The organism is Effusibacillus pohliae DSM 22757, from assembly GCF_000376225.1.
Taxonomy (GTDB): domain Bacteria; phylum Bacillota; class Bacilli; order Tumebacillales; family Effusibacillaceae; genus Effusibacillus; species Effusibacillus pohliae.
Window position 1 is genome coordinate 1 of record NZ_AQXL01000081.1, and the last position, 12,238, is coordinate 12,238.

The window sequence follows — 12,238 nt, forward strand, 5'->3', positions numbered from 1 at the left end:
GGAGAAGATGCGCAGCCTGGTGGCGTAAGAAGATATCCACATCTGGATCCTCCTCTTCCAGCGTCCATCCACAGAACGGATTTTGTGGATAACGGGATTCGTGCGCCCTTTTACGATCCATCCGTGTGGATTTGGCGGGAGGGCTTTTCACCCGTGCGGTTGAAATCGACTTCTCAACAGCTCTGAGCGATACACCTACTGTAAACATGGAACAAAAAAGGGCACATCGCAAAAAGCTTTTTCCGTTTTTCAGTTTGACAGCCGGCAAAAAACTGGTATAATGAAGATGCAATTGAAGAATTTTGCACGACATGTTTGCTTATGAAAAAGATGAGTAGCCGATTCGGCTGTACCCTTCTTTCATAGGTGCAGACCGGATCGGCTTTTTGTATCGGCAGCGTTCGTGCAAACTCTTTGAAATTCAAAGCCTGTAGGGGTATTTAGGAGGATTTTTTGCAATGCAACAAGGAACAGTAAAATGGTTCAACTCGGAAAAAGGCTATGGTTTCATCGCAACGGAAGGCGGTAACGACGTATTTGTTCACTACAGCGCGATCCTCGGCGAAGGGTTCAAGACTCTGGAAGAAGGCCAGCGCGTAAGCTTCGAAATCGTGCAAGGCGCTCGCGGCCCGCAAGCAGCTAACGTCAGCAAGCTGTAAGCCGATCGATACACCCGTTCGGGTTTTCCCCGGATGGGTCATTTTTTTATGGATGCCTCTCCCGGCAGTGGCGGGTTTTTTGCTTTTGATGGTCACATGCAGCGCGCCGCATACGAAAGGTTTGGAGGATACCACTTCTGGAGGATGGCACATGCAGGGGAGAAGGTTCGCATGATTGGAATCAACACGCCCGAATCGGTCAATTCTGGTGTATTGCTGATGCCATAGCCGATTTGTTTGCGAAACTGCAAAAACAGGCGTGTGAAGCGAACAGGGGATCTGGTCTCTCGGCATCTACAAGGACTCGGTTAAGAACACAGACGATGTATTTCTGAATGGAACAAAGAAGTAAGCAGACCGCTACTGCTGCGTTGGCGACAGAGGACGGTTTTCCTGTCGTTGTCCGAGAAAAGAGGCGTTGAGAGCCTCTTTTCTTTTGCTATAATGGGAAAGTGTGAATCATGGAGGTGTGCCAAAAATGGCTTTAGCTACAGGGATTGTAGGTCTTCCCAACGTCGGAAAATCCACGTTGTTTAACGCGATTACAAAAGCGGGAGCGGAAGCGGCCAATTATCCGTTTTGCACGATCGATCCGAACGTTGGCGTGGTCGAGGTGCCGGACGAGCGGTTGCAGACATTGGCGGCGATCGTGCACCCGCAGCGAATCGTGCCGACCGCGTTCGAGTTTGTCGATATCGCCGGTTTGGTGAAAGGGGCGAGCCGGGGGGAAGGACTCGGCAACAAGTTCCTGTCCCACATCCGGGAAGTGAACGCGATTGCGCATGTGGTGCGCTGTTTCGAAGACTCGGATATCACCCACGTGGCGGGAAAAGTCGATCCGCTGTCCGATATGGAAACGATCAATCTGGAACTGATTTTTGCCGATTTGGAGACGGTGGAACGCCGCATGGAGCGAGCCCGCAAAGGAGTCAAGGGCGGGGAAAAGAAGGCGCAGCAGGAGGTGGATGTGCTGGAGCGGCTGAAGGCTGCTTTTGAAGAAGGCAAGCCGGCCCGCTCGGTTCCGCTCGATGACGAGGAGAAGCTGCTGATTCGCGACCTGCACTTGCTGACAATCAAGCCGGTGTTGTATGTAGCGAACGTGTCGGAACAGGAAGTGGGCAACCAGGTGGACAATCCGTATGTGCAAGCGGTGAAGAACCAAGCGGCGCAGGAAAATGCGGAAGTGGTGGTGATCTCCGCCAAACTGGAATCGGAAATCGCCGAGCTGGAAGGGGAAGACCGCAACCTGTTCCTGCAAGAGCTGGGGCTGCAGGAATCGGGACTTGACCGGCTGATCAAGGCGGCTTACAAGCTGCTCGGGCTGATCACCTACTTTACAGCCGGAGAAAAAGAGGTGCGCGCCTGGACGATCCGCCAGGGCACGAAAGCGCCCGCCGCCGCCGGCGTGATCCACTCCGATTTTGAAAAAGGGTTTATCCGCGCCGAGGTGATCGCCTACAGCGATCTGGTCAGCGCGGGCTCGATGGCCGCCGCGAAAGAGAAAGGATTGCTACGGCTGGAAGGAAAAGAGTATGTCGTGCAAGACGGGGATATCATGCATTTCCGCTTCAATGTGTAAAAAGACCCTAGTGATGACGGATCCCTCGCACCGATCGGGGTGCGCTGCGGGGTCCGTAGTTGTTTGGAAGCGAGCGGGACAAAATTCGCCCGACAAAAAATTCGCCGCCTTGTGACAAAAACCGGAAAATGGTAGACTGATAGAAAACGAGTATAAATGGAGGAGTCCCTGCATGTTAAACCGGATTATCCTGATTGGGCGTTTGACGGCCGATCCCGAGCTGCGGTACACACCCACTGGCACAGCAGTGGCGTCGTTTACGCTGGCGGTTGACCGCCCGCGCATGAATCAGATGGGCGAGCGCGAGACCGATTTTATCAACATCGTGGTATGGCAGAAACTTGGCGAACTGTGTGCGCAATATCTGAAAAAAGGCCGCTTGACGGCTGTCGAAGGCAGGCTGCAGATCCGCAGCTATGAAAACAAGGAAGGTCAGCGGGTGCGGGTGGCGGAAGTAGTGGCCGATAACGTGCGTTTCCTGGATCGCGCCGACAACTCCAGCAGCGGTAACTTTGAATCGGCGGGCGCCGGTTTTGGCGGCGGACCCGGCAGCGGATTTGCCGGCAACAACAAGCGCGGCAATCCGTTCGATGAGGATCCGTTTGTCAATGACGGCAAGCCGATCGATATTTCGGATGATGATCTGCCGTTTTAGATTCGAACGAAGGAATCAGTATGAGTACAATCGACGCCGGAGCCTGGTTGGATAAAGTGCGCGCGGCGCGGCCGCTCTGGCGCTAAACATGGGTACGCTTGATGATTCAGTCGTCGAATCGATGCTCTTGGCAGGACGCGCAGCTAACGAGGTTGGTACGCCGGTCGTGTTCGACCCGGTTGGCATAGGGGCCACTCCATACCGCAGCGCGGTTGCCAAGAAAGTTACAAAGCAGCTGCAAGTTACAATTTTACGCGGCAATGCGGCAGAAATCGGCCTTCTGTTGGGAGCCGGCTGGGAGCCGGCGGCGAAGTGAAGGGTGTCGATGCCGCTTCCGGGGCTGCCGGCCTGCCGGAGGCAATGCGGGAATACGCGCAGCAGAAAGGCTGTGTGGTGATCGCAACCGGCGAAACGGATTACGTGACGGACGACAGCGGATTTGGACGCTTCGGAATGGACATCCGCTGCTGAGCGCGATTACCGGCTCCGGTTGTATGTTGACTGCTGGACCCCGCGCAAGTGAAAGAACGCGCTCGAGTGACGTTACGAAGAATTGAGCGGTGATCGGCCGCAGTCAGCTTGATTCAATATCAAAAGGCCATCAAGCAGCAACGGTGACTTGATGGCCTTTTTTCGACGGCTACTGTAAAGGACGAAAATCAGCCGGCGTTCGCTGCCAATGTGCGCTCCAGCTCAAACCAGTAGGTGCAGAGAGTCAGCAGCCCTTTGTCGAAATTCTCGAGATGGAAATGTTCGTTCGGAGCATGGAAATTTTCGTTCGGCAAGCCGAATCCCATCAATACGATGGGCACATTCAGCACGCTGTCAAAAGTCGCGACGACCGGAATCGAGCCCCCCATCCGGGTGAAAGCGACCGGTGCCCGATAGACCGATTCATAGGCACGGGCTGCCGCTTGAATCACCGGATGATCGATCGGCGTCGCAAACGGTTTGCCGCGATCAAACAATTGGGTGGTGACCGTTACGCCGGGTGGAGTGTGCCGCTCGATATGGTTGCGGATCAGCGCGATGATTTCATCCGGATCCTGATCGGGAACCAACCGGCAGGTGATCTTCGCGTGCGCTTCGGAAGGCAGCACCGTTTTGATCCCTTCCCCCTGAAACCCGCCGTAGATGCCGTTGATCTCCAGCGTCGGCCGGGTCCAGGTGCGCTCCAGCAGGGAATACCCCTTTTCGCCAAAAAACTCGGGAACCCCCAGCTCATCCTTCAGCTTCTGCTCGTCATATCCCAACGCGCGGTACTGCTCCCGTTCTTCCTCCGATACAGGAACCACCCGGTCATAGAATCCTTCGATCGTGATTTGGCCGTCCTCATTCCGCATCGAATCCAAAATCTGCACGAGAGCATGGATCGGATTCTGGACTGCCCCTCCGTACAGACCGGAATGAAGGTCGCTGTTCGCCCCTTTCACATCGATCTGCAGGCCGCACAGGCCGCGCAAACCTGTGCAGATCGCCGGCTTGCCCCGATCGAGCAGCGGCGTGTCGGAGATCACCAGCACATCGGCCGCCAGCAATTCTTTGTTCTGCTCCACAAATTCGTCCAGGTTCGGGCTGCCGATCTCCTCCTCCCCTTCGATGCAAAATTTGAAATTCAGCGGGAGCGAGCCGGTGGTATGGAGAATCGCCTCCAGCGCCTTGATGTGCATAAACGTTTGCCCCTTGTCGTCGCTTGCTCCGCGGGCAAAAATCTTGCCCTCCCGGATATCCGGTTCAAACGGCGGCGTTTTCCAAAGCGCGAGCGGATCGACCGGCTGCACATCATAATGGCCGTAGATCAGCACGGTCGGCTTGCCTTCCGCTTTCAGCCATTCGCCGTACACCACAGGGTGGCCTTTGGTCGGCATCACCCGCACGTTTTCGATGCCCGCTTTTTGCAGCGCTTCGGCTGCCCACTGCGCCGCCCGTCTGACATCTTCCTTGTGTTCCGACAGTGCGCTGATGCTTGGAATCGACAGCCATTCTTTCATTTCTTCCAGGTGGCGGTCCCGTTGTGCTGCCAGATACTGCTGGATACGATCGTCCACAAGAATCCTCCTCGCATGCAAAATCTTCCTTAATTTTACCATAAAATTGGGCACACTACGCGGTGGAGGTGAACAGCATGGCAGACCGCGGAACCAACAACGCACCGAATACGCGCAATCCGGATCGGCCGCCGGCGAAGCCGAGCCGTCTGGAACAGTTTGCCGACGATCTGAACGAAACGGTCAACCCAGGCTTGCGAGGGGATGTTACGTCGAACGACGAAGCCCGGATGCAGCGCAATTTTGGGGATTGATACAGACTGGACTGACGATACAGGGGGAAATCTCTAGAAATCTGGATTTCCCTTTTGTTGAAGGGAACAAAAAATTCACCGAACGCTGGACAAGTGGTTTATAGTGAGGGATCGGTTTATAGATATTGATGGTAGCCGGATTTTGCCTGAATGTGTTGGTGCTGATTGGATTTGCGATCAATGCCACGCAGCAAGAGTAGATCCGCAAGGGGATTCAAATCGTCTGCAAAAAAAGTATAATAATATATTGCCCACCACAAGGTAAGGTTGCAAAAACTTCATAGGGAGGGGAATTTTCATGCAAGGACTTGTGCTTGATGCCGAAATCCGCAAGACCCTAACCAGGGGGGAGCTCAACCGGATCCGGCGTAAGAGAGGGGTCCCGGCGATCGTCTACGGACAGAATGTAAGTTCTACTCCCATCTATGTGAAGGAAGATGCAGTTCGACAGATCGTCGAGGGAAAGCACCACCTGGTGGAACTGAACATCCCGGAAATGGGGCGCTATCCCGCGTTGGTGCAAGAGATTCAGCGGGAGTCGGTGAACCGGAAAGTGATCCACATCGATTTTCATGTCATTTCGTTGGACGAGCCCGTTGATGCGGATGTCCCCGTGATCGTCACAGGGGCATCGGACGTGGAAAAACGCGGCGGCGTGGTGCAACTGTCGCTGCGGGAAGTCACCATCCGCACGCTGCCGACGGAACTTCCGGAAACCGTTGAAGTGGATATTTCCCACATGGAAATCGGCGATACTTTGTTCGCAGGCGATTTGCAACTGCCCGCCAACTGTCAACTGAAAAGCGATCCCGACCAAGTGATCGTGACGATCATACCGCCGCAGGATGAACAGGTGGAAGCTGACACCGGAACGACCGAGTCGGCTGAAGCCGTTGCCAGCGGCCAGTAAAAACCATCTTGAACCACCCGAAACACCGCCTGACCGGCGGTGTTTTTCTGTTGATAAAATCCCCTCGTGCAGGAGATTTCAGGTCCCGTGTGGAAGGTAGTTAGGTATTTTGTGGAGGGGATTGGGCATGCGTGATACCCGGAAGGACCTGGATATTGCGAAAAATATCAAGCTGATCGAATGGCTGAAAAGCGAACTGCTCGACAACCTGTCCGGTCTGTTCCGCGGCTTCCTGCACGGCAGCGAAAGCTTGCTGAAGGACTGCCTGGCGAATATCGTCGTGCTTTGTTACCTGATGGCCCGCCGCTTGGGCATCCGCTATTCGCAGTTTGACAGCCTGATTGTGCAGCGCATCCGCCAGAATCTTGAAATGGAAACCGACTTTGACGCGTGGCAGGCCGATCTGGTGATGCTTGAACAACACTATCGACACAAAAAATAGACCGTACAGTCAAGATTTCCAGCGTGCTCTGTTTTTACCTGAATACGCCGGCGGCGATTTCATGGTATAACAAGAATAGGAGCAGCAGGCAGGGAGGGTCGTTATGAAGGTCATTTTTCTGCAAGATGTGAAGGGACAAGGCAAGCAGGGCGAAGTGAAAGAAGTTTCGGACGCGTACGCCCGCAACGTTCTGATTAAAAAGGGGCTGGCGGTGGAAGCGACAGCGGCGAACCTGAATAAACTGGAGGCGCAAAAAAGAGCGAAAGCGAAGAAAGCGCAGGAAGAATTGGAAGAGGCAAGGCGGCTGGCTGCGGTCCTGCAAGAAACGGTGGTCGTTGTGAAAACGAAGGCGGGTGAAGGGGGCCGCGTGTTCGGTTCGGTCACCAGCAAACAAATCGCGGAAGCGCTGGAAGCGATGGACCTGAAAGTCGACAAACGGAAAATCCTGTTGGCAGAACCGATCAAAACGCTGGGCACGACCGTGGTGCCGGTGAAACTGCATCCGGAGGTTTCTGCCGATTTGCGGGTTCAGGTACAGGCGGAATAGAAGATGATGAAGAAACTGCTGGAAAAACTGAACATCATTCCAAACAGCACCCTGCATCAGAAACTTGCGAACGAAGAAGCGCTCCGTCGGCAAGTGACAGCGCTTTTTGGCATATTAAGCGGTATCTACGGGGCGGACAAACTGGTGCTGCGCGCCGGCAAACTGGAAGCGCTGAATCTGATGCGCTCCTCCGATTTGGGCGAGCGCGTGCTGGCCCTGCAGCGGATCGTGTTCGAGAACCCGAATCTGACCGAACGACCGCTGCCGCACCAAATCCCCGAGGTGCTGCAGGAAATCGAGGAAGCGCTGGCCGACATGCTGGCGCGCCGTTCTGTTGAGGCGGAGATTGAGGCGAAAGTCAACGAAAAGATGCAGGAACGGCATGAAGACTATCTGAACGAGATCCGCAACCAGTTGATCAAGGAAAAATCCGGCCCGGAAAATGCCCAGACCTTGAAAAAATACGCGAAACTGGAGAAGCTGGAACATACCCGGCTGTCCCGCGCGACTCTGGAACGGGTGCGGCCGCAAACGCTTGAGCAAATCGTCGGACAGGAGAAAGGGATTCGTGCGCTGATATCCAAATTGGCGTCTCCCATTCCGCAGCACGTGATTATTTACGGACCGCCGGGCGTGGGGAAGACGACCGCCGCACGCATCGCCTTGAAAGAGGCGGCCAAGCTGGCTGCGACTCCGTTCGCGGAAGACGCACCGTTTGTCGAGGTGGACGGTACCACATTGCGCTGGGATCCGCGCGACATCACCAACCCGCTGTTGGGATCGGTGCACGATCCGATCTACCAGGGGGCACGCAAGGATCTGGCGGACACCGCGATTCCGGAACCGAAGCTGGGATTGGTGACGGAAGCGCACGGCGGGGTGTTGTTTATCGATGAGATCGGGGAACTCGACCCGATTTTGCAAAACAAATTGTTGAAGGTGCTTGAGGACAAGCGCGTGCGGTTCGACTCGCCGTATTACGATCCGGACGATCCGAACGTGCCGAAATACATCCGCAAGCTGTTCGAAGAGGGTGCACCTGCTGATTTTATCCTGATCGGGGCGACGACGCGCGATCCGTCGGAAATCAATCCGGCGCTTCGTTCTCGCTGCGCGGAGGTGTTTTTTGAGCCGCTGGTGCCGGAGCAGGTGGAAAAGATCGTGGAAGGCGCTGCGGCACGGCTGGGTGTGGTAATCGAACCGGAAGTGCCGAAACTGATCGCCCGCTACACGATTGAAGGCCGGAAGGCGGTCAATGTGCTGGTGGACGCGTTTGGACTGGTCAAGTACAAGGAGGGAAAGCTGAACTGTCCGTTTGACACGATCACCGTCAAGGACGTGGAAGAAGTGCTGCAGATGGGCCGCTTGCACCCGTATGTGCGGCAGCAAAATCACAACCGCTTGGAAGTCGGCCGTGTCAACGGGTTGGGAGTGGCCGGTTTTCTCGGCTCGGTGATTGAAATCGAAGCGGTCGCCTTCCCGGCGGCGGAAAAGGGTAAGGGACGGCTACGCTTCAACGACACGGCCGGTTCGATGGCGAAGGATTCGGTATTTAACGCGGCCGCCGTGTTTCGACGGGTTACCGGGCAGGATCTGGCCGATTATGACGTGCACATCAATGCGGTCGGCGGTGGCCGGATCGACGGGCCTTCTGCCGGAGTGGCCATTTTTCTCGCGGTCTATTCGGCAGTCACCGGCAAACCGATCCCGCAATGGATCGGGTTGACAGGCGAGATCTCGATCCAGGGACGGGTGAAACCGGTCGGCGGCATCGTCGAGAAAATTTTCGGCGCGCGCCAGGCCGGACTCACCCATGTGCTGGTACCGCAGGAAAACGCGTCGGATGTGCCGGCTGACACGGCCGGAATCGAAGTCACGACAGTGGACCGAATTGAGCAGGTGCTGGCTGTCGTATTTCAAGAACAAGCGGAAAAAGTCAGCTAGTCTCCCAAGGAGGACGCTGCATGGAAGAACAATCGATCGAGCGGGTTCCTCCCCAGAACATCGAAGCGGAACAGGCGGTGTTGGGGGCCGTTTTGATAGAACCGGACGCGTTGACAGTCGTCAGCGAGATTCTGAAGCCGGAGGATTTTTACCGGACGAGCCACCAGAAAATTTTCGAAGGTATGATCGAGGTGGCCGAAAACGGGGAACCGGTGGATATCGTCACGTTGACCGCCCACCTGCAGGATACCGGCCAGCTGGAAGAAGTGGGCGGGGTGTCCTATCTCGCCACACTGGCGAATACGGTGCCGACGGCGGCGAATGCCGACTATTACGCGAACATCGTGAAGGAAAAAGCGGTCGTCCGCCGTCTGATCAAAGTTGCCACCCAGATCGCCGCTTCCGGCTACGAAGGCACGGATGATGTGGCCGGGCTGCTGGATGAGGCGGAACGGCGCATCGCCGAATTGTCGAACGAGAAGATCACCCGAGGCTTCACGCCGATCAAGGACATTTTGCTGACGACGTTTGAACGGATCGAGTTCCTGTACTCGCACAAAGGCGGGGTGACCGGTATCCCGAGCGGCTATCCGGATCTCGACCGGTTGACATCCGGCTTCCAAAAATCGGATCTGATCATCGTAGCGGCCCGTCCGTCTGTCGGGAAGACCGCCTTTTCCCTAAACATCGCGCAAAATGTGGCGGTGCGAGCGGGCGTGCCGGTTGCCATTTTTTCGCTGGAGATGTCGAAGGAGCAGCTGGTACAGCGGATTCTCTGCGCGGAAGCAACGATCGACGCCGGCAAAATGCGAACCGGGTTTCTCGACGACGACGACTGGCCGAAATTGACGATGGCGGTCAGCACGTTGGCGGAAGCGCCGATTTTTATCGATGATACGCCGGGCATCACCGTCACCGAGATTCGGGCGAAATGCCGCCGCTTACAGCAGGAGCACGGGCTCGGCATGATCCTGATCGATTATCTGCAGCTGATCCAGGGGCGGGGGAAGAGTGACAACCGGCAGCAGGAAATCTCCGACATCTCCCGCAACCTGAAGATGATCGCGCGGGAACTGGACGTGCCGGTGATCGCCCTGTCCCAGTTAAGCCGTTCCGTCGAGCAGCGGCAGGACAAACGGCCGATGCTGTCCGACCTGCGGGAATCCGGTTCGATCGAGCAGGATGCCGACATCGTCGCCTTTTTGTACCGGGACGATTACTACGACCCCGAATCGGAGCGCAAAAACATCATCGAGATCATCATCGCCAAGCAGCGGAACGGCCCGACCGGCAAAGTGGAGCTGGTGTTTCTGAAAAACTTCAACAAATTCGTCTCGCTCGAACGCGAGGCGGTGAGTTCATAGATACGAGGCAGGCTATCGCCCGCCTCAATTTTTTTGGTTATTTTGAACTTCTTCAAACAGTTGAATCGATATATTTTATATCGATTACTTTAAAAAATTCACGTTATTCATATTTTTCTATTCACTCCGGTGATTGTTTGATGGTATAGTATGGTAAAGATCAGTCACACATCCTATAAACAATATGAAAGGGTGAATGAAATGAAGGTTGTCAAAAAGGTGATCCAATCGCTGCTTATAATCGCGGCCCTGGTATTTACACTCTCCGATTTCCCATCTGTGTCGTTGGCCTCATCGAACGAACCGGAGAGAGTGAGCTGGGCAGATGCGCAAAAAGCGGCCGCCTGGCAAGTGATCACCGAAGTAAAGACGGAAAGCGACCGAAGCCATTGGAAAGACAAACGGATCAAAGTGGCCAAACCGAAGGAAGTCTATGACCCGGCAGGGAATCTGGTCGCCTATCTGGTTGACGTGGTGGCCGATAACCAGCCGGCCGGTTATGTGATGGTGAGCGCCTTTTTGGACGATGATCCTGTCCTTCTGTGGACGGATGATGGAAAATCGCTGAATCCGGAAGACGAGAAGATGAAAGGGAAGTTGGGGGCAAACAAAGACAAGGTGGCAAAAAGCGAGATCGTCTGGCTGGGCGGGGATATGCTCGTGGCCAGATACCACCTGAAAGACGGGACGAAACGAATGGTGGATCTCAACGGGGAGGATAGACTTGACACCGGAAATGATGCGTATCCGGCTCCCGCTTCCCAAAACGTCCATGCACGATATCGATGGGGGATTATGAAGAAAATTGGCTTGGGATCCCCGGGGGAATCGAATCCTGAGAATGGCGTGACCGATGTGGATCCGGCCACATGGGAAACGAACTACCAATCGATCAGCAAAGGCTATATCGATACGCCGGTAAATCAGAAACAGTGGGAGTATGCATGGGTCAACGGAGTTGCGCAATGGACTGGATGTTCCCCGACAGCCGGATCCAATATCATGAAATATTGGGCGGACAAAGGAGTGGCGAAAAGACTGAACCCGACCGACAATCAACAGGATATTGTCATGGCCCTCCGGAATACCATGGGGACATACCAGAAGGCTGACGGAACTGGCGAAACCAACCCTTACAACATTTCCTCCGGATTGGAACAGTATGCGCGGAATCAGGGATATTCCAATGCGTATTCAACCTCCATTTATCTCGCCAATTTTGCCGATTATGTTGGAGAAGTGAACGAAGGAAGACCTTCGTTACAAAGTTACTGGAATCAAACTTATTTCAAAAACCATACGGTGACCGTCGTGGGGTACAAACGATTTGTCCGCGACTGGTACCAAGCCGATTCCTATTACCTTGTGGTACGGAACAACTGGAAATACGAATACACAAACAACCTGTATGTGAAATGGGGAACGTGGAACACGAATATGATCACCAAGTTTTGGTTCGTGTTTTAACCCATTTTGCGGCAAACAGTTCCGAAAGGGCGTGCAATATGAAATATATCAAAATGCTTATTGTGGCGGCCGTCCTGCTGGCGGTTGCAGCGGATCTGACCGTCTGGTGGCGCGGCGGAGTTCCGGTTATGAACCATATCTACCGCATTGTCTCGGGAGCCCCCAACGTTCATCTGAACGGAACGACACTTCTGTACAGCGGAACATTTAAGGAGTCGAAAGAGTATTTCGCTCCCTACAAACGGAGCGATGAAGGGGTCCAATTGTATAAAGCAGCGGGAATTCCGGAGGGAGTAACACGCCATTGGATCTTTATTCCCCGGGATGACAAGCCTGCTTACCGATACTCGTTTCCCAAATACGGAATCG

14 protein-coding genes and 1 pseudogene are annotated in these 12,238 nt (G+C 54.7%); 14 read left to right on the forward strand and 1 reads right to left on the reverse strand.

Features of this window, described 5'->3' with window-relative positions; all coding sequences use genetic code 11:
* From C230_RS23115 to C230_RS23255, 6 genes and pseudogenes are all read left to right on the forward strand, one after another.
* Positions 1–186 (forward strand): hypothetical protein (locus tag C230_RS23115; protein ID WP_211207988.1); only part of this gene is annotated, 186 nt, incomplete at its 5' end.
* Positions 187–458: 272 nt separating this feature from the next.
* Positions 459–659, forward strand: coding sequence for a cold-shock protein (locus tag C230_RS0102255; protein WP_018130433.1), 201 nt, complete (start codon positions 459–461; stop codon positions 657–659).
* Positions 660–1,137: 478 nt separating this feature from the next.
* Complete coding sequence (gene ychF / locus C230_RS0102260; RefSeq protein ID WP_018130434.1) at positions 1,138–2,238, forward strand: redox-regulated ATPase YchF; 1,101 nt, start codon at positions 1,138–1,140, stop codon at positions 2,236–2,238.
* 172 nt (positions 2,239–2,410) lie between these two features.
* Entirely contained in the window at positions 2,411–2,893 is a 483-nt protein-coding gene (locus tag C230_RS0102265) for a single-stranded DNA-binding protein (RefSeq protein ID WP_018130435.1), read from the forward strand.
* A 73-nt stretch (positions 2,894–2,966) separates the two neighbouring features.
* Positions 2,967–3,209: pseudogene (locus C230_RS23250) on the forward strand (hydroxyethylthiazole kinase); the annotation flags it as partial.
* Positions 3,206–3,364: a hydroxyethylthiazole kinase gene (locus C230_RS23255; protein WP_018130437.1), complete on the forward strand. Its 159-nt coding sequence runs from the start codon at positions 3,206–3,208 to the stop codon at positions 3,362–3,364. The pseudogene C230_RS23250 and the gene C230_RS23255, both read left to right, overlap by 4 nt.
* A gap of 188 nt (positions 3,365–3,552) precedes the next feature.
* On the opposite strand, the gene C230_RS0102280 is transcribed toward C230_RS23255, so the two are convergent.
* Positions 3,553–4,941: a dipeptidase gene (locus C230_RS0102280; protein ID WP_018130438.1), complete on the reverse strand. Its 1,389-nt coding sequence runs from the start codon at positions 4,939–4,941 to the stop codon at positions 3,553–3,555.
* 77 nt (positions 4,942–5,018) lie between these two features.
* Between C230_RS0102280 and C230_RS22280 the strand changes: the two genes are divergently transcribed.
* The 8 genes from C230_RS22280 to C230_RS0102320 all read left to right on the forward strand — a co-directional run.
* Positions 5,019–5,195: a hypothetical protein gene (locus C230_RS22280; protein ID WP_018130439.1), complete on the forward strand. Its 177-nt coding sequence runs from the start codon at positions 5,019–5,021 to the stop codon at positions 5,193–5,195.
* Positions 5,196–5,493: 298 nt separating this feature from the next.
* Positions 5,494–6,105, forward strand: a complete 612-nt coding sequence (locus C230_RS0102290; RefSeq protein ID WP_018130440.1) for a 50S ribosomal protein L25 — start codon at positions 5,494–5,496, stop codon at positions 6,103–6,105.
* A 127-nt stretch (positions 6,106–6,232) separates the two neighbouring features.
* Entirely contained in the window at positions 6,233–6,547 is a 315-nt protein-coding gene (locus C230_RS19150) for a MazG-like family protein (RefSeq protein WP_018130441.1), read from the forward strand.
* A gap of 103 nt (positions 6,548–6,650) precedes the next feature.
* Complete coding sequence (rplI, locus tag C230_RS0102300; protein ID WP_018130442.1) at positions 6,651–7,094, forward strand: 50S ribosomal protein L9; 444 nt, start codon at positions 6,651–6,653, stop codon at positions 7,092–7,094.
* A gap of 3 nt (positions 7,095–7,097) precedes the next feature.
* A complete protein-coding gene (gene lonC, locus C230_RS0102305; protein ID WP_018130443.1) occupies positions 7,098–9,038 on the forward strand; it encodes a Lon family ATP-dependent protease in 1,941 nt (646 codons plus the stop codon).
* A 20-nt stretch (positions 9,039–9,058) separates the two neighbouring features.
* On the forward strand, positions 9,059–10,402 hold the full coding sequence (gene dnaB, locus C230_RS0102310; protein ID WP_018130444.1) for a replicative DNA helicase: 1,344 nt from the start codon (positions 9,059–9,061) through the stop codon (positions 10,400–10,402).
* 201 nt (positions 10,403–10,603) lie between these two features.
* On the forward strand, positions 10,604–11,869 hold the full coding sequence (locus tag C230_RS0102315; RefSeq protein ID WP_018130445.1) for a C39 family peptidase: 1,266 nt from the start codon (positions 10,604–10,606) through the stop codon (positions 11,867–11,869).
* A gap of 38 nt (positions 11,870–11,907) precedes the next feature.
* The coding region (locus C230_RS0102320; RefSeq protein WP_026174087.1) for a hypothetical protein at positions 11,908–12,238 on the forward strand (331 nt) is incomplete at its 3' end.

What these genes read in the sequence shown, in the direction of transcription:
- C230_RS0102255 (WP_018130433.1), top strand. Translation starts at nt 459, where the DNA reads ATGCAACAAGGAACAGTAAAATGGTTCAACTCGGAAAAAGGCTATGGT.
- ychF (WP_018130434.1), top strand. Translation starts at nt 1,138, where the DNA reads ATGGCTTTAGCTACAGGGATTGTAGGTCTTCCCAACGTCGGAAAATCC.
- C230_RS0102265 (WP_018130435.1), top strand. Translation starts at nt 2,411, where the DNA reads ATGTTAAACCGGATTATCCTGATTGGGCGTTTGACGGCCGATCCCGAG.
- C230_RS22280 (WP_018130439.1), top strand. Translation starts at nt 5,019, where the DNA reads ATGGCAGACCGCGGAACCAACAACGCACCGAATACGCGCAATCCGGAT.
- C230_RS0102290 (WP_018130440.1), top strand. Translation starts at nt 5,494, where the DNA reads ATGCAAGGACTTGTGCTTGATGCCGAAATCCGCAAGACCCTAACCAGG.
- C230_RS19150 (WP_018130441.1), top strand. Translation starts at nt 6,233, where the DNA reads ATGCGTGATACCCGGAAGGACCTGGATATTGCGAAAAATATCAAGCTG.
- rplI (WP_018130442.1), top strand. Translation starts at nt 6,651, where the DNA reads ATGAAGGTCATTTTTCTGCAAGATGTGAAGGGACAAGGCAAGCAGGGC.
- lonC (WP_018130443.1), top strand. Translation starts at nt 7,098, where the DNA reads ATGATGAAGAAACTGCTGGAAAAACTGAACATCATTCCAAACAGCACC.
- dnaB (WP_018130444.1), top strand. Translation starts at nt 9,059, where the DNA reads ATGGAAGAACAATCGATCGAGCGGGTTCCTCCCCAGAACATCGAAGCG.
- C230_RS0102315 (WP_018130445.1), top strand. Translation starts at nt 10,604, where the DNA reads ATGAAGGTTGTCAAAAAGGTGATCCAATCGCTGCTTATAATCGCGGCC.